The following is a 21,325-nucleotide window of genomic DNA, read 5'->3' as shown; positions in this document are numbered from 1 at the left end:
CTTGAGACCGCTCCGCATGATCGCGGTCGCCGGTCTGGTGCTGGCCGGGCTGCTCGTCAGCCCGGCCGGTCCGGCCCACGCCGCGGATTCGTACACCTTCACCCACCAGGGCAACCCGATCCTCGCCGACGGCAGCTACTACTCGGCCGACCCGGCCCCGCTCGTCGCCGGCGACCAGCTGTACATCTACACCGGCCACGACCAGGCCGGCCCCACCACCAACGACTTCCAGATGAACGAGTGGGGCACGCTGCGCACCGGCGACGTCCAGAGTGGACAGTGGACCCACTTCCCGTCGCTGGCCCGCCCCGAGACCCTGTTCAGCTGGGCCACGGCCGGTCGCGCCTACGCGGGCCAGGTGGTCCAGGGCCCTGACGGGCGCTACTACTGGTACCTGCCGGTCAGCGAGCGCAACAGCACCGCCGCCGACAAGTTCGCCATCGGCCTAGCCGTGTCAGACAGCCCGACCGGGCCGTGGACCGACCACATCGGCGGCCCGCTGATCTCGCAGCGGGTGCCGGCGGCCAACGACATCCAGAACATCGACCCGACCGTCCTCGTCGAGAACGGCCACGTCTACGTCTACTGGGGCACCTTCGGTCAGCTGCGGGTGCTCGAGTACCAGCCGGACATGAAGACGCCGGTCGGCACCCAGAAGTCCGTCACGGGCCTCACCGGGTTCTTCGAGGCGCCGTGGCTGTTCGCCCGCAACGGCACGTACTACCTGGCGTACGCGGGCAACAACGCCGGCCCGACCTCGTCGTGCACCCCGGCGAACTACCACGCCTGCATCGCCTACGCGACGTCGTCCTCGCCGACCGGCCCGTGGACCTACCGCGGCACCGTGCTCACGCCGGTGTCGTCGACCACCAGCCACCCGGGCATCATCCAGTTCAACGGGCAGTGGTACATCACGTACCACACGGCCGACGCGGTCGGCGGCGGGCACTTCCGCCGCTCGGTCGCGATCGACAAGGTGGAGTGGGACGACACCCAGTCGCCGCCGCGGATGAAGATGGTCGTGCAGACGCCGGTGAAGCAGCGCGACCGCACCCCGCGGGCGAACGTCGCCCAGGAGGCGAAGGTCACCGTCTCCAACGACCCCGTGCCGACGCAGTACTGGGTGAAGTCGCTCAACGACGAGATCGTGCGCGCCAACCCGCTCCCGCCGGACATGTGGGGCACGTGGACCGGGAACAACCCGGCGCAGCAGTGGGTCCAGTACACCTGGGACCAGCCGATGCGGGTCAGCGGCTCGCAGATCGACTTCTGGAACGACCAGCCGCAGGGCAGCGGCGTCGGCGTCGCCGCGCCGGCCAAGTGGAAGATCCAGTACTGGAACCTCGGCACGGGGCAGTGGGCCGACGTGCCCAACCCGAGCGGGTACCCGACGGCGACCGCCGGCTTCCAGAACACCACCTTCGATCCGGTCACCACCACGCAGGTGCGGGCCACGTTCGACGCCTCGACCAACGGCAGCACCTATTCGGCCGTCGCCGTCGAGGAGTGGAAGGTCCTCGCCGCGCAGCCGGCGTCCGTCACCGCCCCGGCGATCACCGTGGAGGTCGGCGAGACCGATCTGCCCGGCACGGTGCCGGTCACGTTCGGCGCCGAGACGCTGCAGGTGCCGGTCTACTGGGACCCGGTCACCGCGGCCGACGTCGCCGAGCCGCACCAGTTCACCGTCAAGGGATCCGTGCTCGGCTACGCGGCCGGCCAGGTCTCGGCCCCGGTGACCGTGGTCTCGCCCGGCGACACCGCCGGCGACGTGACCGCGCCGACCCTGACGCTCACCCCGAGCGGCAGCGCGGGCACCGGTGGCTGGTTCCGCTCCACGGTCAAGGTCCGGGTCGCGGCGGTCGACGACCGCGGCGGGCGGATGACGATCGAGTCCAAGGTGGACGGTGGTGCGGCGGCCAGTGCGTCGCCGGTGCGGTACACCGACGTCACCGTCTCCGGCGACGGGCAGCACACCGTGAGCGCCACGGCGACGGACCGGGCCGGCAACACCTCGGCCGCGGCCACGCTGCCGGTGCGCATCGACGCGACGGCGCCCGTCAGCACGGGCACGGTCGACGCCGCCGCGAGAAGGGTCAGCGTCACGGCGAGCGACGCCACCTCGGGCGTGGCCCGTATCGAGTACGCAGTCGACACCGGGGCGTGGGCCACGTACACCGGGGCGATCGCGGCGCCGGACTCGAACAAGCACACGGTGTCGTTCCGGGCGCTGGACAACGCCGGCAACCTCGAGACGGCGAGGACGGCCACGATCGCCGCCGACCTGTCCGGTCCGATGTCGGGCAACGTCGGGCCGATCGCGACCCCGACGGCGTCGTACACCGCCTCCTGGAACAGCGTCACCGCGCTCAACGACAACGCCGACCCCGCCAACCCGGCCCAGGCCCAGATCTGGGGCACGTGGTCCGGCACCCGGCCGGCGACGCAGTGGGTGCAGTACGACTGGGCGCGGCCGATCCGGCTCACCGGCGCCGAGCTCAAGTTCTGGAAGGACTCCAACCGTGGCACCGGCGACGGCGTCGCCGAACCCGACGGGTGGAAGCTGCAGTACTGGGACGGCGCCGCCTGGCTCGACGTCGCCGCCGCCGGTCCCTACGGCACGTCCACGACGGCGTTCAACACCGTGTCGTTCACCCCGGTGACGACCAGCCGGCTGCGGGCGACCGTCAACGCCAACGGCAACGGCACCACCTACTCGGCGGTCGCCGTCACCGAGTGGCGGGTCTTCGCCGACGACCCCGGCACCGTCCCGGCCACCGTGCCCGTCACGGTGACCGTCCAGCCGCGCTGCATCGCCGGCAAGGCGTACCTCGCCGTGCAGGCCCGCAACGACCACGACTCGGCGGTCGACATCGCCGTCGAGACCGCCTACGGCGACCGGGCCTTCGCCGCCGTCGCCCCCGGCGCCAACGCCTACCAGTCCTTCGCGGTCCGTGCCGGGTCGATCCCGGCCGGCACCGTCACCGTCCGTGCCACCGGCACCGTCGGCGGCAAGAACGTCACCACCCCCATCACCGCCGACTACGGCACCCTCACCTGTTAGGAGCAGCATGAACACACGCGCTCGACTTCACCTGGCCACCGCCACGGCCGTGCTGGCGGGTAGCACCGCCTTCGCGGGCGTCGCGGCCGCCGACCCCGGGGACTCCAGCGATGTCAACGTGACCGTCGACATCCCCGCGATCCACCAGCCCGGCGTCCTGGCCCTGAGCGTCGCCGCCAACGCGGTGAACCTGACGGAGAACGGCTCGACCGCCCTGGTGCGCCAGTTCACCGGCACCCTGCCGACGGTCACCGTCACCGACACCCGCACCGCGGAGGAGGTCCCGCCCGGGGCCGCGTGGGCTGTGCTCGGCACGTCCAGCAACTTCACCGGCACCGCGGGGCAGCCCGCCATCACCGCCGACCACCTCGGCTGGAAGCCGCGCCTGATCGACGGCGGCGAGACCGGCCAGGTGAGCGAGGGTGAGGAGGTCGTGACGGTGCTCGACGACCCGACGCAGCCGGGCAACAACGTCGGCCTCAAGGACCAGGAGCTGCTGGTCTCCACGTACGACTCGGCGGCGGTGGCCGGCGGCTCGTACGACGTGAACGCCGACCTGTTCCTGCGCACCCCCGCCGACGTCGCGGCCGGCTCCTACCACGCCACCCTGACGATCTCGCTGTTCGAGTAATGATCCTGTCCCGCTCGGCCCGGACCGCGGTGATGGTGCTCACCGCGGTCCTGGCCGCCCCCCTCGCCCCCACCCCAGCCGTCGCGGACCCGAGCCCGAGCCCCGCCGGCAAGCTCACCTGGACCGTCCAGCCCGCCACCGAGAGCGGGCCGGACGGCCGCCGCTGGGTCGAGCGCACCCTCGACCCGGGTCAGGTCGTCACCGAGCACATGGCCGTGCGCAACCTCGGCAAGATCCCGGCGGTCTTCGTCCTGTCGGCCGCCGACGGTTACCTCACCGACAAGGGCCGCTTCAACATGCTGCCCGCCGACCAGCCCTCCAAGGACGGTGGCACCTGGATCGCGGTGCAGCCGCAGATCACCGTCGGCGCGAACGAGACCAAGGTCGTGCCGTTCACCATCACCGTCCCGCGCGACGCCGCCCCGGGCGACCACCCGGCCGGCATCGCCGCCTCGGTGCTCAGCAGCAACGGCACCGTCCAGGTCGAGAGCCGGGTCGGGTTCCGGGTGATGCTGCGCGCCAGCGGCAGCGTGCAGGCCGCCCTGGCCGCGCGGGGCCTCACCGCCCGCTATGAGCGCTCGTGGAACCCGCTTCGCCCCGGCGCGGTCCATGTCACCTACACGCTGGTCAACACCGGCAACGTGCGGGTCGACGCCCGCGCCGGCGCCTCCGTCGCCGAGCTGTTCGGCGCGCACCGCCGCGACGCAGGCGTGGAGACGGGGGAGCTGTTGCCCGGCGGCGGCCGCGAGGCCGACACCCGCATCGGCGGCGTGTGGGGCCTGGTCCGCGTGCGAACCACGGTGGTGCTCACCCCGTCGGTGCTCGGCGATGCCGGGGCGGGCACGCGGGCGAGCCCGGCGACGGCGGAGGTGACGGCCTGGATCGTGCCCTGGCCGCAGCTCTTCGTGCTGGTGGTGCTCGTGGCGCTCTTCTTCGTCCAGCGCACCCTCCGGCGCACCCGGCGCCGTCGCCTGACCCGCCTGCTGGACGAGGCGCGGCGGGAAGGACGGGCCTCGGCACTCGCGGTGAAGTGAGTATTGTTAGCGCTAACAATTGAGGAGGTCGCACCTCAAACGGGTTATTGACCCAATCCGAAGTGAGCGCTAACAATGGGATGCAGTACACCCCTCGGGAAGGAATGACCTTCAGTGGCCAATCGACGTCAGATTCTGCAGGCCTCCGCGCTCGGCGCCGCGACCATCGCCGGCGCGGGCCTGCTCGACCCTGCCTCCGCCGCCGCGGCCGTCACCACGGCGGCCGCCGCCCCGCCCCAGCCCGGCCCGGGCGGGACCGCGCCCGTCCGCCCCTTCCAGCTGCGCGACGTGCGGCTCGGCAGCGGCGTGCTGCAGGAGAAGCGGGACCGGACCAAGGCGTTCCTGCGCGCCTACGACGAGCGCCGCTTCCTGGTGCTGTTCAACAACCAGGCCGGCCGGTCGAACCCGTCCGGGGTCAACGTCCCGGGCGGCTGGGAGGACGGTGGGCTGCTCAGCGGCCACTGGGCCGGGCACCACATGACCGCCCTCGCACAGGCGTACGCCGACCAGGGCGAGGCGGTCTACAAGTCCAAGCTCGACTGGATGGTGGGGGAGCTGGCCGCGTGCCAGGCCGCCATCACGGCCCGGATGAGCACCGGCGGCACCGGCGGCGGGGAGCAGCCCGCCCCGCAGATCGGCCGCGTGCCGGGCCGCTTCGGCAACGCGCTGAAGCTCAACGGCACCAGCAAGGCGCAGTACTGCACGCTGCCCCAGGAGGCCATCAACCAGCTCACCGACTTCACCATCGCGACCTGGATCAACCTCGCGTCCACGACCAGTTGGACCCGGCTGTTCGACTTCGGCCAGTCCACGACCGTCAACATGTTCCTGACCCCGCGGGCCGGCGTGACCGGCAACGTGCCGCGCTTCGCCATCACCGTCGGCGGGTCCGGTCAGGAGCAGCAGATCAACGGCAGCTCGGCGTTGCCCACCAACCAGTGGGTGCACATCGCGGTCACGCTGTCCGGCAAGACGGGGACGCTGTACGTCAACGCCCAGCCGGCCGGCACCAACGCCAACATGACGCTGAACCCGTCCAACCTCGGCAACCCCGGCAACCGGTGGATCGGGCGGTCGCAGTACGGCGACCCGTTCCTGGACGCGGCGATCGACGAGTTCCACATCTTCGACCGGGCGCTGAGCCAGACCGAGCTGCTGTCGATGCTGGACTCCCCGGCCGGGAGCACCGGGGGCGGCAACATCGCGTGGTACAAGTTCGACGAGGCCGACGGCACCGCGCTCAAGGACTCCTCGCCCAACGGCCGCGACGCGGGCATCGTGGCCGCCTCCACGGCCGGGCCGGCCGACTGGATCCCCACGTTCCCGGGCTACCTCGGCGCCATCCCGGAGGACGCCGTGCTGCGCCTCGGCCCGCCGCGCTGGGCGGTCTACGGCGGCAACGCCCAGACCAACACCTGGGCGCCGTGGTACACGCAGCACAAGATCATGCGCGGGCTGCTCGACGCGTACTACAACACCGACAACGCCCAGGCCCTCGAGGTCGCCACGAAGATGGCGGACTGGGCCCACCTGGCGCTCACCATCGGCGACAAGAACCACCCCGACTACAAGGGCCCGCTGACCCGCGACGACCTCAACTACATGTGGGACCTCTACATCGGCGGCGAGTTCGGCGGCGCGAACGAGATCTTCCCGGAGATCTACGCGCTCACCGGCGAGGCGAAGCACCTGGAGACCGCCAAGGCCTTCGACAACCGCGAGTCGCTCTTCGGTGCCTGCGTGGAGAACCGCGACATCCTCGTGGTCACCCCGCAGAACCGGCCCGGCCGGCGCCGTGGCGAGCGGCTGCACGCCAACACCCACGTGCCGCAGTTCATCGGATACCTGCGCGTCTTCGAGCACGGCGGCGGACAGGAGTACTTCGCCGCCGCGAAGAACTTCTACGGCATGATGGTGCCGCACCGCATGTTCGCCCACGGCGGCACGGGCGGCAACTACCCCGGCTCCAACAACAACCTCGAGCTGTTCCAGAACCGCGACAACATCGCCAACTCGGTGCCGACCAGCGGCGCGGAGACCTGCACCACGTACAACGTCATGAAGCTGGCCCGCAACCTCTTCCTGCACGAGCACGACCCGGCGTACATGGACTACTACGAGCGCGGCCTGCTCAACATGATCCCTGGGTCGCGGGCCGACACCGCCTCCACCGGCGACCCCCAGGTGACGTACTTCCAGCCGCTGGCGCCGGGGACCGTGCGCAGCTACGGCAACACCGGCACCTGCTGCGGCGGCACCGGGCTGGAGAACCACACGAAGTACCAGGAGACCATCTACCTCAAGTCCGACGACGACACCACGCTGTGGGTCAACCTCTACCTGCCGTCAACGCTGACCTGGGCCGAGAAGGGCTTCACCGTCACGCAGGCGACGACGTACCCGCGCGCGGACCAGACGAAGCTCACGATCGACGGCACCGGCCCGCTCGATCTGAAGCTGCGCGTGCCCGGGTGGTGCCGGCGCGGCTTCGCCGTCACGGTCAACGGCGTCGCACAGAACCTGAACGCGCAGCCGGGCTCGTACGTGACGCTCAGCCGCAGCTGGAGCCGCGGCGACGTCGTCGAGATCAAGATTCCGTTCAGCATCCACATCGAGCGGGCCATCGACCGCCCTGACACCCAGGCGATCTTCTGGGGTCCGGTGCTGCTGCAGATCATGGGCAACCCGGGCAGCGGTGCCTGGCGGGAGCTGTCGCTGTACCGCTTCCTGAAGCGCGACGGCGACTACTCGCGCGCGGCGGTCACGGCCGGGGCGGTCACGGCCGCCGGCGACCAGACGTTCACCGCGGGCGGGTTCACGCTGCGGCCGTACTACATCAGTGACACCCAGGCCGCCTCGTCGTACTTCCGCCGGGTCGAGCCGACCGTCGTCTTCGGCTCGATCGACTCCGGGGTGCCCAACCGCAAACGCAACGACGGGCTGCCGAACTACGACGTCCCCGTCACCGGCGTCACGTCCCCGGGCACGGACGGCCCGACGTTCCTGGACCTGCTGTGGGACCGGGCGCCGTTCGCGACCCACGGCCAGTTCATGGCGGCGGTCAACGACCTCGCGGCCCAGCTGTACACGGGGGCCGAGAAGGACGCGGTGGTGGCCGCGGCGGTCGCGGCCGAGCACGAGCTCGCGACCGGGCCGTCGCTCAGCGTCGCCGTCGAGGCCCGCACGCAGACGATCGGCGCGACCAGGTACGTCTCGGTCAGTGCGCGCAACGACGACAGCGTGTCGCTCACCATCGAGCTGATCACGGCGTACGGTTCGCGGACGGTCGCCGGGGTGGCGCCCGGCAAGTCGGCGTACCAGTCGTTCAACTCGCGGGCCGCGTCGATCCCGGCCGGCACCGTGACCGTCAAGGCCACCGGCATCATCGATGGGCAGGCGGTGACGGCGGAGTTCTCCGCCTCGTACAGCTGATGCGATCTTCCGCACCCCGGGGCCGCAGTCGCAGGCGCCCCGGGGTGCGGACCTGCCGGTCCAGGTCAAGGGCAACCAGTCCGCCCCGCCCCGCACCTGGACTCAGCGCGGTCAGGCCGACCTGCGCACCACGAGCGAGTAGTCCGTGAGCACCTCGGTCGGCGGTGTGCCACGGCCGGCGACGCGTGCTGCGAGCATGTCGACGGCCTGCTTGGCGACCTGCGCGGTGCCCGGCTCGATCGTGGTGAGCGGCGGCGTGGTGAACTCCGCCATCGCCACGTTGTCGAATCCGATGACGGCCACGTCGTCGGGCACGCGTACGCCGCGGGCCGCGAGCGTGTGGAGCGCGCCGAACGCCATCGTGTCGTTGAAGCAGAAGACCGCATCTGGCGGCTGGGGCAGGCCGAGGAGGCGCGCCATCCCGGCGGCACCGTCGCGCAGGTGCCACTCCTCGGCGGTGACGACGTGCTCGGCGGGCAGCGAAAGGCCGTTCTTGGCGAGCGTGTCGCGAAACGCATCGAGGCGCAGCGACGCGGCCGACGTGGTGGCGACCCGCGGGTTCGCGCCGATCGCGGCGATGCGGCGGTGGCCGCGGTCGATGAGGTACTGCGTGGCGAGCCGGGCCGCCTCGGTGTTGGCCATGGTGACGTGGTCGACGGGTCCGCGGAAGATCCGCTCGCCGAGGATGACGAGCCGGTCGTTGCCCGTGAGGTACCGCTCGTCGCCGGGCCCGAGCGCGTGGGGCTGGAAGATCAGGCCGTCGGAGTGCTGGCGGCGTGCGCCGGAGAGGATCGCGATCTCGATGTCGCGGCGTGCACCGGTCTGCTGGATGACGACGGTCCAGTCGTGCCGCTCGGCCTCGGTCATGATGCGCCCGGCGAGGTCGGTGAAGTAGTCGATCGTCAGGTCAGGGATGGCGAGCGTGATCGTGCCGGTTCGCCCGGTGCGCAAGCTGCGCGCTGACGTGTTCAGGCGGTAGCCGAGTTCGTCGACGGCGCGCAGCACGCGGTCACGCGTCTCGGGCCGCACCGACGTGTGCCCGGAGAGCACGTTGGACACGGTCCGGGCCGTGACACCGGCGCGGGCGCCGACGTCGGCCATCGTGACGCTCTCGTCCTTGCGTGCCATCTGCTCACCCACTTCCGGTTGCGCAGCCGATGCGGACGGTGGCCCACGATACAGGCGGCAGCCGAAGGGCGAGCGTCCCGTCGTCGAGCCGCGTGTCCAGCGGTCGCGGCACGACGGCGTCGGGGTCGTCGGCCGTGTTCGTCGCCGTGGGGTCCGGCGCCCACAACAGCTCGGCGTGCTCGACGACGCGCGGGGCCAGCTCGCACAGGTCGAGCGCGATGTCGGTGACCGTGCTCGTCGAACGGTTGGCCAGATGGACGAGCGCGTGGTCGCCGCCTGGGGAGACGGTCACGACGCAGGTCGCGTCGGCGCCGCCCGTCGCGTCCGCGGCGGTGTCCAGCAGGGTGTCCGGCAGGGTGTCCAGCACGGTGTGGCCCGCGCTGCGGGCGACGGCGGCGAACGGGTGGAAGGTGGTCTGCCGCCAGGCTGGCCGGCCGGGCTCGGCGCGGATCGGGCCGATCACGTTGACGAGCTGTGCCATCGCGGCGACGGCGACGACGTCGGCGTGGCGCAGGATGCTCTGCAGCAACGTGCCGACCACGACCGCGTCGGCGAGCGTGTACGTCTCCTCGAGGATGCGCGGCGCCTCCTCGAACACGCGGTGTGGCTCGATCTCGTCGTACGACGTGTAGTTCCACACGTTCCACTCGTCGAGGCTGATGCGGATGTCGCGCTCGCTGCGCGTCGCGGCCCGCACGTGCGCGATGGTCGCGGCGACGTCGTCGAGGAACCGGTCCAGCACGTCCGACGAGCGCAGGAACCGTGCGCGGTCGCCCTCGTCGTAGAAGTAGATGTGGCACGACAGGTGATCGACGAGGTCGATCGTGCGGGTCAACACTTCCCGCTCCCACGCGCCGAACGTGGGCATCCGCTCGTGCGAGCTGCCGACCACGACGAGTTCGAGCGCGGGGTCGAACCGGCGCATCGCGGCGGCGGTGACGGCCGCGTGCTCAGCGTAGGCGGCTGCGGAGCGGTGGCCGAGCTGCCACCGGCCGTCGGCCTCGTTGCCGAGGCACCACAGGCGCACGTCGTGCGGCTCGGGTGAGCCGTTCGTGACGCGCGCGTCGGAGAGCGTCGTGCCGCCCGGGTAGTTGGCGTATTCGAGCAGGTCGAGCGCCGAGCGTGTGTCGCCGAGGCCGAGGTTGAGCGCGAGCATCGGCTCGACGCCGGCGTGCCGGCACCATGCCACGAACTCGTCGGTGCCGAAGATGTTCGGCTCGATGGTCTTCCAGGCGAGGTCGAGGCGGCGTGGGCGGGCGTCTCGCGGGCCGATGCCGTCGCGCCAGTCGTAGCCGGAGACGAAGTTCCCGCCGGGATAGCGCACCACGGTGACGCCGAGCTCGCGGACGAGCTCGAGCACGTCGCCGCGGAAGCCTTCAGGCGTCGCGGACGGGTCGTCGGGGGCGAACAGCCCGCCGTAGACACCGCGGCCCAGGTGCTCGACGAACGAGCCGAACAGGCGCGGGTTCGCAGTGCCGATCCGGCGGGCCAGCCGGAGCCTCACGGGCACGGCGGGGGTGTGGTCATCCACGTCGACGATCTACCTCTCTCGGTTGTTCATCGATGAAATTAGGCGACAGAAGTTGCAGCGTCAACGTGACCGCTGACCAAGCGGCATTTTGCCGTGGACGCTTGACGAAAAGCTTTTCGGCGTGCAAAGTCACTGCCCTAACAGGGCCGATTCATCGATGAAACAAACCTGGGGTTCGGCGGCATCGCCGCACGGTCCATGGCGACAGGAGGAAGACAGCTCATGAGAAACGCACGCCTCGCCCGCGCGCTCGTCGCGCTGGTCGGGGCCGCAACGCTCGGCCTGGCGGCCTGCTCGTCCGGCAGTCCGAGCAGTGAGGGCTCGACCACGCTGACGGTCTGGCACTACTACAACACCGACGGACAGGTGCAGGGCCTGCAGCGGCTTGCGACCGCGTTCGAGGCCAAACACCCCGGCGTGCACGTCCAGTTCCAGTACGTGCCGGTCGAGCAGATGACGACGAAGGCGGTCACCGCCGCGGGCGCCAAGACGGGCCCCGACGTGCTGGTCTTCGGTGCCTCGGGCACCTACCCGCTGGCACAGGCCGGCGCGATCAAGCCGATGGACGACTGGTGGTCCACCTACTCCGACGCCAAGCAGTTCCCCGACGGCGTGCTGCAGAAGGTCGACGGGAAGCTGTACGGCGTCCAGGGCTACGTCAACCTGCTCGGCCTCTGGTACAACAAGGACCTGCTCGACCAGCTCGGCGCCCAGGTCCCCACCACGATTCCCGAGCTCGAGGGCGTGATGGCGAAGGCCGTCAAGGCCGGCAAGCAGGGAATAACGCTCACCGGCAAGCCGGGCCTCGAGAGCCAGTGGCAGGGCTTCCCCTGGTTCACGTCGAACGGGTTCACCTACGGCAACGCTCAAGCCGCGCCCATGGCGCAGACATACACGATGCTCCAGGACTGGACCGCCAAGGGATACCTGTCCAAAGAGGCGGCGGCGTGGGACCAGGTGGTCCCGTTCCAGCAGTTCGCCGGCGGCTCGTCGGTGTTCGCGGTCAACGGCAACTGGCAGATCGCCGCCGCGGCCCAGGCCAAGTTCAAGTACGGCGTCGCACCTCTGCCGATCACCTCGCAGGGCGGCGTCCTGCTGGGCGGCGAGGTGCAGAACGTCGGGGCGTTCTCGAAGCACCCCGACCTGGCGAAGCAGTTCCTCGAGGACGCGTTCTTCTCGGTCGACGGCGAGCTCACGCTGCTCGACGCGTTCGGCTCGATCCCGGCGCGAGCGGACGCCGCGGCGTCCGCGAAGATCAGCAGTGACCCAGTCCTCAGCGTGTTCGGCAAGATCGTGCAGCAGCAGGGGCGCCCGTCGCCGAGCCCACAGGTGCCGTCCAAGAACGTCGACAAGGTTGAGACGCTTGTCGGCAACTCCTGGTCGAAGGCGATCTCGGGTCAGGGCAAGCCGGAACAACTCGCCAACGAGCTGATCGACCAGCTCACGCCCCTGTTGAAGGGCTGAGGTCGGATGAGTTCGAGCGTGCCCCCGGTGCCCACGCCGACGAGCACGACCGCCGCCGGTCTCTCCGCACCCGCACGGGCGCGGAGAGGCCGGCGCCACGGCCGCACCGTCGACCGTCGTATCGCCCTGGCGACTCCCGCAGGCGCCCTGTTGCTCGCGCTGGCTGTCTGGCCGCTCGTACAGCTCGGCAGCATGAGCCTGCACGCGGTGAGTGCGGCGACCCTCAACTCCAACTGGGACCTCGTCGGTCTCGACAACTACGCGGCGATGCTGCGCGAGCGTGACTTCGGTCAGGTCCTGGCCAACACGTTGGCGTTCGTCATCATCGTGACCGCGATCGGGATGGTCGGCGGCTTCATGGTCGCGGTCGCCGTCTTGTCGTCGACCCGCGGTGGCTCCTTCCTGCTCGGTCTGATGGTGTTCGTCTGGGCGTTGCCACCGGTCGTCAACGGATCGATCTGGAAGTTCCTCCTGGCTGACCAGGGCCTGGTCAACCAGATCCTCCGAACCCTCGGCGGTCACGGGGTGGGGTTCCTCTACGACTCCGATCTCGCCCTGTGGTCGGTCGCGCTGGTCAATGCCTGGGCAGTCGTGCCGTTCAACGCACTGGTTCTGCGCGCGGCACTGCTCGGCGTCGACCCGCAGGTGCTCGAGGCCGCGGAGCTCGATGGGGCGCGGCCGTGGAAGCGGGTATGGCATGTGCTGATGCCCGCGGGACGCACCGCGGCGACCGTACTCACGATCCTGACGATCGTGTACGCCTTCCGCAGCTTCGACTTCATCTACGTCATGACGTCCGGCGGACCGGGAACGGCATCCACGACGCTGCCGTTTCTCGCGTACTCCGAAGCGTTCTTGACGCTCGACTACGGACGGGGGGCCGCGACGGCGCTCATCGCGCTCGCCGTTGTCGTCGTGCTCGCGCTGATCTACTCCCGCGACGTCCGCCGAACCGAGGGGGAGGCATGATCCGCCGCCGCGAGCCGGTCGCCTTCTCGTTCCGCTCCGTGCTCTATGTGCTCTACGGGCTTCCGTTGCTGTGGATCGTCCTCACGTCGCTCAAGAGCCAGGGCGAGGTGCTGTCGAGTCAGGCCTCGATCATGTTCCATCCGACGCTCGACGCGTACCGCGCCGCCATCGCTGATCCGGCGCTCGGTGCCGCTGTACGTCAGTCGGCGACCGTGGCGATCGGCACGACGGCCGTGTGCCTCGCGTTCGCGACGCCCGCCGCGTACGCGCTCGCCAGAGCGCGAAGCGCGATCGTCGTGCCGGCGCTCGTCCTTCTCGTCGTCCTCCAGATGGTGCCGCAGACCGCGAATCTCATCCCGCTGTTCTGGCTGCTGTCGAAGTGGGGACTGCTCGACACGACGCTCGGCCTCGTGCTCGCGGACGCGGCCATGTTCCTTCCGTGGGCGATCCTGCTGCTGCGCCCGTTCTTCGGGCAGATCCCGACCGCCATCGAAGAGGCCGCACGCGTCGACGGTGGCTCCACGATCCGCACGTTCTGGTCGGTGGCGCTGCCGCTCGCCCGGAACGGGATCCTCACCGTGTCCTCGGTGATCTTCCTCGTCTCGTGGGGCGAGTTCCTCTATGGCATGACGTTCATGCTCTCGCCCGAGAAGTACCCTCTGTCGTCGCTGATCGCGGTGCAGTCCGGCGCTTACGGCGCGGACTGGCCGGCGATGATGGCGTTCGCCGTCGTCTCCGCGGTGCCTGTGCTCGTGGTGTACGTGGCCAGCCTCCGGCTGCTGTCCTCGGGTCTGACCATGGGCGCGGTCAAGTAGCCGCGGCGGGTTGACGTCGTCGATGCTGCCCGGGCTCGCCGGATACCGCATCGGCGGTACGCAGGGCCCGGCTGCGGCGACCGCGGTATGTGCGATCACCGTGGTCGGCCGACGACGTGGGACGGGTCTGGTCGCGACAGTGGAGGCGTTCTGCTCCACCGTGGTGACGAAGGGACCTGCTCCATGTCTGTGCTGGCACGCTGGTGCGTCAGGCACCGCAAGACCGTCTTCGCCGGCTGGCTGCTGGTGGTGGTGGGCCTGCTCGCGCTGGTGATCGTCGGCGGGACGGCGTTCAAGACCTCTGCCGAGATGCCCGACAGCCAGTGGTCGAAGGCGTATGCGCTGCTCGCTCGGGTGTCCGGCGGCGCGGGCGAGGCGACGACCGCAGGCAGGGTCGCATGGCACGCGACGGCTGGTTCGGTGACGTCGGCGCAGGTGCGACAGCAGATCGATGGTCTGCTGGACGAGGTCGGTAGGCAGCCGGGCGTGGTCTCCGTGGTGAGTCCGTACGGCGAGGCCGGCGCTCGACAGGTGGCACCGTCCGCGAACACGGCGTATGCCCAGGTGATCCTGCGCTCCGACGCAGACGTCGCCGGCGTCGAGCAGGTCCTGGACCGGGCTGCGCTCAAGGGAGTGGAGCTGACCTACGGCGGCACCGCGTTCGACCACCAGCCGCAGCCGAGCCACGGCGGTGAGGCCGTCGGCCTGGTCGTGGCGCTGGTGCTGCTGATGCTGATGTTCCGGTCGTGGTGGGCGTCGTGGCTGCCTCTCATCACCGGGATCGCCGGCGTGGTCGTGTCGCTGCTGCTCGTCGTGGTCGCCTCGCACGTCGTCACGCTGGATGCGACGTCGATCACCATGGCGTCGATGATGGGTCTGGCCGTCGGCATCGACTATGCGCTGTTCATCGTCAACCGCACCCGCAAAGGGCTGCTCGCCGGTCATTCGGTCGCGGATGCGGTGGTCCGGGCGGCCGACACCTCCGGCCGGGCGGTGGTCTTCGCCGGGCTGACGGTCATCGTGGCGCTGGCCGGGATCCGGGTCGTCGGCATGGGGGTGCTCACCGGCATGGGCGAGGCGGCCGCGGTGACGGTGGCGTGCACGGTGCTGGCCGCCTTGACGTTGCTGCCGGCGTTGCTGGGCACGCTGGGGGTGAAGGTGCTGTCGAAGCGGCAGCGCGCGCGGCTGGCCGAGGGTGTCGTCGAGGACCACCGGCCGGGCGGGCTCGCCGCCGGGTGGGCCCGTCTGGTCCAGCGGGCGCCGTGGCTGGTGGTTCCGCTCGCGCTGGTGGCGGTCGTGGTGCTCGCGGCGCCGGTCCTGCAGATGCGCGTCGGTGACACCGACGCGAGCAGCGACCCGTCCGGGTCGCGGTCGCACCGGTACGCCGTGATGACGTCGACCGCGTTCGGCGCGGGCTTCGACAACCCGCTCGTCGTCGCGGCGAGCACTCCCGACGCCCGGTCGAAGCAGGCGTTCGCGCAGCTGGCCGACCGGCTCGCCGGGGTGCCCGGTGTGGTCTCGGTGACTCCGGTGAGCGCGTCGGCGGACGGCACGGCCGGTATGGCGACGATCGTCCCCGCCGGCAGCGCGCAGGCCGCGGAGACGGCGGACCTCATCGAGCGTCTGCGTGGTGACGTCATCCCGTCAGCGGAAGCCGGGACCGGCCTGCGCGTCTACGTCGGTGGGAAGGCGGCCTCGAGTCAGGACCTGGCCGACGCGCTGATGGGCAGGCTTCCGCTGTACCTGGGCATCATCGCGGTTCTCGGGTTCCTGCTGCTGGCGGTGGCGTACCGCAGCTTCCTGGTGCCGCTGGTGGGGGCGTTGAGCAACATCACGAGCATCCTGGTCGGCCTCGGCGCCATCACGGCCGTGTTCCAGTTCGGCTGGGGCAGCGAGCTGATGCGGGTCGGCTCCGGTGGGCCGATCATGTACATCGTCCCCGTGATGATCGTCGGGATCGTGTTCGGTCTGTCGATGGACTATCAGGTGTTCCTGGTCAGCCGGATGCATGAGGAGTGGAGGCACACCGGCGACAACCGCCGGGCCGTGCGGGTCGGCGTGAGCGAGACCGGCCGGGTCATCGCCACCGCTGCGCTGATCATGGTCGGTGTGTTCGCCTCCTTCGCGTTCGGTGGCCAGCGGATCGTCGCTGCGATCGGCGTCGGCCTGGCGGTCGCCGTGCTGATCGACGCCTTCGTCGTGCGGATGACCCTCGTCCCGGCGCTGATGACGGTGCTCGGCCGATACAACTGGTGGTATCCGCGCTGGGCGGAGAAGGTCACGCCGCATGTGGCGGTCGAGGGCACCCCGGAGGCGCAGCCGGCACAAGAACGGGAGCCGGCCGCCGTCGGATGAGTGCAGTACGGGGTGCCCGGACATGCGTCCCGTGTCCGGGCACCCCACCGTCAGCGGATGATGGAACCGACCGAATGACCAGGGAAGGCATTGCACGTGACGATCCGCGTCCTCCTCGCCGACGACCAGGCGCTGCTACGGGCCACCTTCCGGCTGCTGCTGGACGCCGCCGCGGACATCGAGGTCGTCGCCGAGGCCTCCACGGGCGACGAGGCCGTCGCGAAGGCGTTGCAGACCGGCCCTGACGTCGTCCTGATGGACATCCGGATGCCCGGCAGCGACGGCATCGCCGCCACCGGTCGGATCGCCGGGGCGCAGAGCCTGACCGGCACCCGGGTACTCATCCTCACCACGTTCGAGACCGACGAGCACGTCCTTGCCGCGCTGCGCGCCGGGGCCAGCGGCTTTCTCGGCAAGGGGGTCGACCCCGCCGACCTCCTGCAGGCGATCCGCACTGTCGCCGCGGGTGAGTCGTTGCTGTCGCCGGCCGCGACGACCGCGCTGATCGGCCGGTTCCTCACGATGCCGGACCAGGCCACCGCCGGCGCCGACGCTCGCTTGGACGAGCTCACCACGAGAGAGCGGGAAATCGTCGCGCTGGCCGGCACGGGACTGTCGAACGACGAGATCGGCCGGCGGCTGTCGATCAGCGCCGCGACCGCCAAGACACACGTCAACCGCGCCATGATGAAGATCGGCGCGCGCGACCGCGCCCAGCTCGTGGTGTTCGCCTACGAGACGGGCCTCGTCACACCGGGACGGAGCTGACCGTGCGCGGGTTGCGGGCCGGCGGGCTCTCGCTGGTGGTCGTGCTGATCGGTCTGGCGCAGATCGCCTACGGCCACGGCCCCGGGTTGTTCAAGCCGACGATTCCCCAGCTCGTGCTCGTGCTGGTTGGGGCCGGGGCGCTGCTGCTGCGGCAGCGCCACCCTCGCGCGGTCGTGGTCGTCACGGTGCTGTGCGGGGCGGCCCTGCCGGCGTTCCCGCCGCACCTCGTGCTGGCGGACGTGCCGACCATGGTGGCGTTGTACACCCTCGCGCTGCGGGCCGGACGGCGCACCGCGGCGGCGTACGGTGCCGTCGCCGTGCTGCTGCTCACCGGCAGCTCCATGTGGTGGCTTCCGGGGCATCTCTTCGACATCCGCAACCTCCTGCCACTGAACTACATCGCTGCCGCGGTCGCGATCGGCGACTCGGTGCGCAACCAGCGCACGCTCCTGGCCCAGGAACGCCGCCGGGCTGCAGAGGCCGAACGGGACCGCGAAACGGAGGCCCGCCGGCAGGTGCGCGAGGAGCGCGTCCGTATCGCCCGCGACCTCCACGACGTCGTCGCTCACCACATCACCCTGGTCAACGCACAGGCCGGCGTCGCACACCACCTGCTGCGCACCGATCCGGACCGCGCCTACCAGGCCCTCGCCGGCATCAAGGAGACCAGCCGCGCGGCCCTGGACGAGCTACGGGCGACGGTCGGCCTGCTGCGGGCCGACGACGAGCCGGACGACCGGCAACCGGCACCCACCTTCGCCGGGCTCGACGCGTTGCTGGACGGGTTCCGCCAGGCCGGGCTCGAAGTCCGCCTGACCCGCGCCGGCGCCCCGCGACCGCTCACCGGCACCGCCGACCTCGCCGCCTACCGGATCGTGCAGGAGGCACTGACCAACGCCCGCAAGCACGGTGGCGGGGGAGCCGTGGACCTGGACGTCAGGTACAGCGAGGACACACTCGACATCATGCTCGCCAATCCGGCGCAGCCGGGCGTGCAAGGACCGGGCACGGGGCACGGCATGATCGGCATGCGGGAACGCGCCGAGTCGGCCGGCGGCCGGTTCACGGCCGGCATGATCACCGGGAGGTTCGTTGTTCACGTCGGCCTGCCGTTGGCGGCGGACTGACCCGGCGGGCGAGCCGCGCACCATCCATTCCTGCCGTCCGCACCGGCGACCTGCAACCGGACGATCCGGACCCGCGGCGCTGGTCGGTGCCGCGGGTCCGGCTGACGCCACGCACCGTCGGCGCCCGGTGCCGGGTGGCGTGGCATCACAGCGTTGTGACGATCCAGAGGTTGTTCGTGTTGCTGTTGGGTGCCCACAGCGCCACGGCGGAGCCGGCGGTGGTGCTGCCCATGCCGTCCAGCGCGGTTCCGGTGCCACGGTTGACGATCCGCCGGCGGCCGCTGCCGGCGTCGTCGAGGCGCCACTGCTGGTTGTCGCCGCCGCTCCACGCCGCCTGCCGGCACGGGGCGCCGTTGGCGGTGTTGCCCTGGCTGTCCAGGACCAGGCCGTTGGTGCGGTTGACGATGCGGCACCAGCCGCTGCCGAGGTCGATGATCTGCCACTGCAGGTTGGTGCTGCCGTCCCAGTTCCACTGTTTGACGCCGCTGCCGGAGGCGACGTTCCCGCCGCTGTCCAGCACCAGGCCCGTGGTGGCGTTGGCGATCCGCACGTACCCCTGGACCTGCGTCTGGACCGTGAGGCGGTAGGTGCGTCCGGACAGGCCCGGCAGCTGCACGACGTCGGTCTCCGGCCGGGTCACGGTGACGGTGCCGCCGGTGGTGGTGTCGGTGACCGTGACGGTGCCGGTGAAGGCCCGGCACCGCACCTTGGCCGTGCCGTCGCGGTCGAACCGAATGGTGATCTCGGTGGCCTGGCCGTTGCTCCAGGTCGCGCCCACGGTGTAGCCGCCGCGGCCGCGCAGCCCCTGGACCTTGCCGCTCGGCCAGGCGGCCGGCAGCGCCGGCAGGATGTGCAGTTCACCGGCATGGCTGTGCAGCAGCATCTCGGCGATGCCGGAGGTGGCGCCGAAGTTGCCGTCGATCTGGAACGGCGGGTGCAGGTCGAACATGTTCGGTGCGAGCTTGGCCGGGGTGGCGAGGATGCGGATGAGGTCGTGGGCGCGGGTGCCCTCCTCCATCCGCGCCCAGTAGTTGATTTTCCAGGCGAGGGACCAGCCGGTGCCGTCGTCCCCGCGCAGCTCGAGGGTGCGTCGCGCGGCGGTGTACAGCGTGGGCGTGCCACGCTTGGTGATCTGGTTGCTGGGGTGCAGGCCGTACAGATGGGAGATGTGCCGGTGGGTGCGCTCGGGCTCGACCCAGTCGTAGAGCCACTCCTGGATGTTGCCGCGTGAGCCGACCTTCATCGGGGGGAGCCGGTCCTGTGCGGCCAGCACGCGGGTCCTGAAGTCCGTGTCGACGCCGAGCACCTGGGCGGCCTGGGAGACGGCGGTGAACAGGTCCCGCACGATCTGGTTGTCCATCGTCGGTCCGGCGCACACGCTGACGCCGGAGTGGTGCGCCAGCTCCGGGGAGTTGGACGGGTTGGTGACCAGATATCCCAGCGCAGGTTCCTGCACGAGGGTGTCGAGGAAGAACTGGGCGGCGCCCTTCAGCGCCGGATAATTGGCCTGGAGGAACGCGACGTCGCCGGTGAAGCGGTAGTGATCCCAGATCATGGTGGCCAGCCATGCCCCACCGGTCTGCCACATGCCCCATAGGGCCCCGTCGACGACGGATGAGCCCCGCCAGGCGTCGGTGTTGTGGTGGGTCACCCAGCCACCGGCGCCGTACTGCACCTGCGCCGTGCGGGCGCCGGTGACCGCGAGCTCACCGATCATCTTGAACACGGGTTCGTAGCATTCCGGGAGGTTGGTCGTGTCGGCCGGCCAGTAGTTCATCGGCAGGTTGGCGTTGATCGTGTACTTGGAGTCCCACGAGGGGCTCAGCGAGTCGTTCCAGATGCCCTGCAGGTTGGCCGGCTGGGTGCCCGGCCGCGAGGAGGAGATCAGCAGGTACCGGCCGAACTGGAACAGCAGCGCCGAGAACTGCGGGTCGTTGACGGTGGCGTGCTGCGTGATCCGCACGTCGGTGGGCTGGTCGGCCGCGGCCGTGCGGCCGAGGTCGAGCGTCGTGCGGGCGAACAGCCGCTGGTAGTCGGTCACGTGCCGGCCGCGCAGGTCGTCCCAGGTCCGCGTGCGGGCCGCGTCGAGGTGGCGCCGGGCGATGCCCTGGTAGTCGCCGGAGACGTCGCGGTAGTTGACGTAGCTGGAGCCGATGGAGATCAGCAGGGTCACGCTGTTGGCGCCCGTCACCTGCAGGGTGCCGCCGGAGCTGCTGACGGTGCCGCCGTCGGTGATCGCCCGGGCCAGTCCGTAGAACCTGACCTTGCCGGCGAGGCCGCGCTGGTCGCCGGAGATGCCGTCGACGGCCACGGCCGAGCTGTCGGGGCTGGACAGCGTCGTGCGCTGAGGGCTGTCGAACCGGGCGGAGAACGTGACGGAGCCGGACCTGTCGGCGGTCAGGCGCATCGCGATCACCTGGTCCGGCGCGCTGGCGAGGACCTCTCGCCGGAACCGTACGCCGTTCTGCAGATAGGACACCGCGGTGGTGGCGGTGGTCAGGTCGAGGTAGCGGGAGTACTCCGAGACCCCCGCGGTGCTGGGGAACGTGAGCCGCAGGTTGCCGACCGTCTGGTAGGCGAGCTGGGCGGCTGGGATGCCGAGCATGTTCTGGTCGATCAGGCTCTGTGCCTGGCTCCACTGGTTGGCGAAGACCAGCTGGCGGATCTGGGCGAGGGACCCGGCGCCGCGGGGGTTGCTCTGGTCGTACGGCCCGCCGGCCCAGACGGTGTCCTCGTTGAGCTGGAGCCGTTCCACATCGGAGTTGCCGAACACCATGGCACCGAGGCGGCCGTTGCCGATCGGCAACGCGCGCAGCCAGTCGGTGCCGGCACTACGGTCGTACCACAACGCGAGGTCGCCGGCGGCGCGCACCTCGGGGGGCGCCGCGGCCGCCGACGGGTCGGCTGTCCACGGCAGGAGTGCGGCGCCGGCTCCGGCCGCTCCGAACATCAGCACGTGCCGTCGTGAAACTTCAGGCATCTGGGTCTCCAAAGCCGATGGGCCCTTGCG

At 70.7% G+C, this 21,325-nt stretch carries 13 protein-coding genes; 10 read left to right on the top strand and 3 right to left on the bottom strand.

Features of this window, described 5'->3' with window-relative positions; all coding sequences use genetic code 11:
* Position 1 precedes the first annotated feature (1 nt).
* The 4 genes from ABZ321_RS34950 to ABZ321_RS34935 all read left to right on the top strand — a co-directional run bounded on the left by ABZ321_RS34950 (position 2) and on the right by ABZ321_RS34935 (position 8,158).
* On the top strand, positions 2 to 3,061 hold the full coding sequence (locus tag ABZ321_RS34950; RefSeq protein ID WP_354899325.1) for a family 43 glycosylhydrolase: 3,060 nt from the start codon (positions 2 to 4) through the stop codon (positions 3,059 to 3,061).
* Between the two features lie 7 nt (positions 3,062 to 3,068).
* Positions 3,069 to 3,692 (top strand): hypothetical protein, encoded by a 624-nt coding sequence (locus ABZ321_RS34945; protein WP_354899322.1) that lies wholly within the window; start codon positions 3,069 to 3,071, stop codon positions 3,690 to 3,692.
* A complete protein-coding gene (locus ABZ321_RS34940) occupies positions 3,692 to 4,726 on the top strand; it encodes a hypothetical protein (RefSeq protein ID WP_354899319.1) in 1,035 nt (344 codons plus the stop codon). Before ABZ321_RS34945 ends, ABZ321_RS34940 begins: the two co-directional genes overlap by 1 nt.
* A gap of 114 nt (positions 4,727 to 4,840) precedes the next feature.
* On the top strand, positions 4,841 to 8,158 hold the full coding sequence (locus ABZ321_RS34935) for a beta-L-arabinofuranosidase domain-containing protein (protein WP_354899316.1): 3,318 nt from the start codon (positions 4,841 to 4,843) through the stop codon (positions 8,156 to 8,158).
* Positions 8,159 to 8,269: 111 nt separating this feature from the next.
* On the opposite strand, the gene ABZ321_RS34930 is transcribed toward ABZ321_RS34935, so the two are convergent.
* The gene (locus ABZ321_RS34930; protein WP_344511321.1) at positions 8,270 to 9,286 is read right to left on the bottom strand and encodes a LacI family DNA-binding transcriptional regulator; all 1,017 of its coding nucleotides are present in this window, start codon (positions 9,284 to 9,286) and stop codon (positions 8,270 to 8,272) included.
* A 4-nt stretch (positions 9,287 to 9,290) separates the two neighbouring features.
* Positions 9,291 to 10,796, bottom strand: a complete 1,506-nt coding sequence (locus ABZ321_RS34925; protein WP_354899312.1) for an alpha-L-arabinofuranosidase C-terminal domain-containing protein — start codon at positions 10,794 to 10,796, stop codon at positions 9,291 to 9,293.
* Positions 10,797 to 11,039: 243 nt separating this feature from the next.
* On the opposite strand from ABZ321_RS34925, the gene ABZ321_RS34920 reads away from it, so the two are divergent.
* The 6 genes from ABZ321_RS34920 (at position 11,040) to ABZ321_RS34895 (ending at position 18,315) form a co-directional block, all read left to right on the top strand.
* Complete coding sequence (locus ABZ321_RS34920) at positions 11,040 to 12,281, top strand: extracellular solute-binding protein (protein ID WP_344511325.1); 1,242 nt, start codon at positions 11,040 to 11,042, stop codon at positions 12,279 to 12,281.
* A 27-nt stretch (positions 12,282 to 12,308) separates the two neighbouring features.
* On the top strand, positions 12,309 to 13,250 hold the full coding sequence (locus tag ABZ321_RS34915) for a sugar ABC transporter permease (RefSeq protein WP_354899309.1): 942 nt from the start codon (positions 12,309 to 12,311) through the stop codon (positions 13,248 to 13,250).
* Positions 13,247 to 14,065 (top strand): carbohydrate ABC transporter permease, encoded by an 819-nt coding sequence (locus ABZ321_RS34910; RefSeq protein WP_344511329.1) that lies wholly within the window; start codon positions 13,247 to 13,249, stop codon positions 14,063 to 14,065. Before ABZ321_RS34915 ends, ABZ321_RS34910 begins: the two co-directional genes overlap by 4 nt.
* Positions 14,066 to 14,248: 183 nt before the next feature.
* Complete coding sequence (locus tag ABZ321_RS34905) at positions 14,249 to 16,420, top strand: MMPL family transporter (RefSeq protein WP_354899306.1); 2,172 nt, start codon at positions 14,249 to 14,251, stop codon at positions 16,418 to 16,420.
* Between the two features lie 96 nt (positions 16,421 to 16,516).
* Positions 16,517 to 17,188: a response regulator transcription factor gene (locus ABZ321_RS34900; RefSeq protein WP_354899303.1), complete on the top strand. Its 672-nt coding sequence runs from the start codon at positions 16,517 to 16,519 to the stop codon at positions 17,186 to 17,188.
* A 2-nt stretch (positions 17,189 to 17,190) separates the two neighbouring features.
* Positions 17,191 to 18,315, top strand: a complete 1,125-nt coding sequence (locus tag ABZ321_RS34895; protein WP_354899300.1) for a histidine kinase — start codon at positions 17,191 to 17,193, stop codon at positions 18,313 to 18,315.
* 145 nt (positions 18,316 to 18,460) lie between these two features.
* Here the strand turns inward: ABZ321_RS34895 and ABZ321_RS34890 are convergent, their stop codons facing one another.
* On the bottom strand, positions 18,461 to 21,295 hold the full coding sequence (locus ABZ321_RS34890; RefSeq protein WP_354899298.1) for a glycoside hydrolase N-terminal domain-containing protein: 2,835 nt from the start codon (positions 21,293 to 21,295) through the stop codon (positions 18,461 to 18,463).
* Positions 21,296 to 21,325 lie beyond the last annotated feature (30 nt).

Origin of the sequence: Dactylosporangium sp. NPDC006015 (assembly GCF_040614215.1) — a bacterium.
Taxonomy (GTDB): domain Bacteria; phylum Actinomycetota; class Actinomycetes; order Mycobacteriales; family Micromonosporaceae; genus Dactylosporangium; species Dactylosporangium maewongense.
This window is presented reverse-complemented; position numbering and strand designations above follow the sequence as displayed.

Excerpts from the sequence above, each read along its gene's own strand:
- ABZ321_RS34940 (WP_354899319.1), top strand. The coding sequence starts at position 3,692 with ATGATCCTGTCCCGCTCGGCCCGGACCGCGGTGATGGTGCTCACCGCG.
- ABZ321_RS34930 (WP_344511321.1), bottom strand. The coding sequence starts at position 9,286 with ATGGCACGCAAGGACGAGAGCGTCACGATGGCCGACGTCGGCGCCCGC.
- ABZ321_RS34905 (WP_354899306.1), top strand. The coding sequence starts at position 14,249 with ATGTCTGTGCTGGCACGCTGGTGCGTCAGGCACCGCAAGACCGTCTTC.
- ABZ321_RS34910 (WP_344511329.1), top strand. The coding sequence starts at position 13,247 with ATGATCCGCCGCCGCGAGCCGGTCGCCTTCTCGTTCCGCTCCGTGCTC.
- ABZ321_RS34920 (WP_344511325.1), top strand. The coding sequence starts at position 11,040 with ATGAGAAACGCACGCCTCGCCCGCGCGCTCGTCGCGCTGGTCGGGGCC.
- ABZ321_RS34890 (WP_354899298.1), bottom strand. The coding sequence starts at position 21,295 with ATGCCTGAAGTTTCACGACGGCACGTGCTGATGTTCGGAGCGGCCGGA.
- ABZ321_RS34945 (WP_354899322.1), top strand. The coding sequence starts at position 3,069 with ATGAACACACGCGCTCGACTTCACCTGGCCACCGCCACGGCCGTGCTG.